Origin of the sequence: Streptomyces hirsutus (genome assembly GCF_001418415.1) — a bacterium.
Classification (GTDB): Bacteria; Actinomycetota; Actinomycetes; order Streptomycetales; family Streptomycetaceae; genus Streptomyces; species Streptomyces hirsutus.
Genome location: NZ_LIQT01000017.1, coordinates 1 through 1,197 on the forward strand (window position 1 = coordinate 1; position 1,197 = coordinate 1,197).

Sequence of the window (1,197 nt, forward strand, 5' to 3'; positions counted from 1 at the left end):
CGAAAGACCAGGTCAGACAGCGAAATCCTGCTGGAGTACTAGTGTCCTGCGCCGGAGATCCGTCGTTAGACCTTGTATGAGTTCTTCTGCCGGAGTGTCGGCGCCGCGTCGTGGTCCGAAGCTGGAGCCGCTGCTGCTGGGCGATGACGAGCGTGCCGTGCTGGAACGCTGGACGAGGCGGGCCAACTCCGCCCAGGCGCTGGCGTTACGGGCACGGATCGTGCTGGCCTGTGCCGGCCCTGACGTTCCGCCCATCGTCCAGGTGGCCCGCAACCTGCGGATCTCCGCGGACACGGTCCGCAAGTGGCGGCGGCGCTTCCTCACCCAGCGGCTGGACGGCCTGGCCGACGAGCCGAGGCCGGGCCGGCCGCCCACCATCAGCGTGGACCAGGTGGAAGCCGTCGTGGTCACCACGCTGGAACAACTGCCCAAGAACGCCACCCACTGGTCGCGGACGTCGATGGCCGAGCACAGTGGTCTGTCGAAGTCCACGGTCGGACGGATCTGGCGGCAGTTCCAGCTCAGGCCGCATCTGGCGGACACCTTCAAGCTGTCGACCGACCCGTTGTTCGTGGAGAAGGTCTACGACGTCGTGGGCCTGTACTTCAACCCGCCCGAGGGCGCGGTGGTCCTCTCGGTGGACGAGAAATCGCAGATCCAGGCCCTGGACCGGTCCCAGCCGGTGCTGCCGATGATGCCGGGCATGCCCGAGCGGCGCACCCACGACTACGTCCGCAACGGCCTGACCACCCTCTTCGCCGCCTTCGACGTCGCCACGGGCGAGGTCATCACGGCCCTGCACCGTCGGCACCGGGCCGCGGAGTTCAAGAAGTTCCTGATCCGGATCGACAAGGAGGTGCCAGCGCACCTGCAGGTCCACTTGATCGTGGACAACTACGGCACTCACAAAACCCCTGCGATCAAGGCCTGGCTGGCGAAACACCCACGGTTCGAACTGCACTTCACCCCGACCGGCTCCTCCTGGATCAACCAGGTCGAGCGGTGGTTCGGCTACCTCGCCCACCAGATGATCCGCCGCGGCGCGCACAAGAACGTCCAGGCCCTCGAGGCTGACATCCGCGCCTGGGTCAAGGACTGGAACGAAGACCCCAAGCCGTTCATCTGGACCAAGACCGCCGAGGAGATCCTCGACTCCCTCGCCCGATTCTGCCGACGGATCTCTGGCGCAGGACACTA

At 66.3% G+C, this 1,197-nt stretch carries 1 protein-coding gene; it reads left to right on the plus strand.

What is annotated here, in order from left to right:
- Positions 1–76: 76 nt before the first annotated feature.
- On the plus strand, positions 77–1,197 hold a 1,121-nt coding region (locus AOK11_RS01550), incomplete at its 3' end, for an IS630 family transposase (protein ID WP_055591796.1).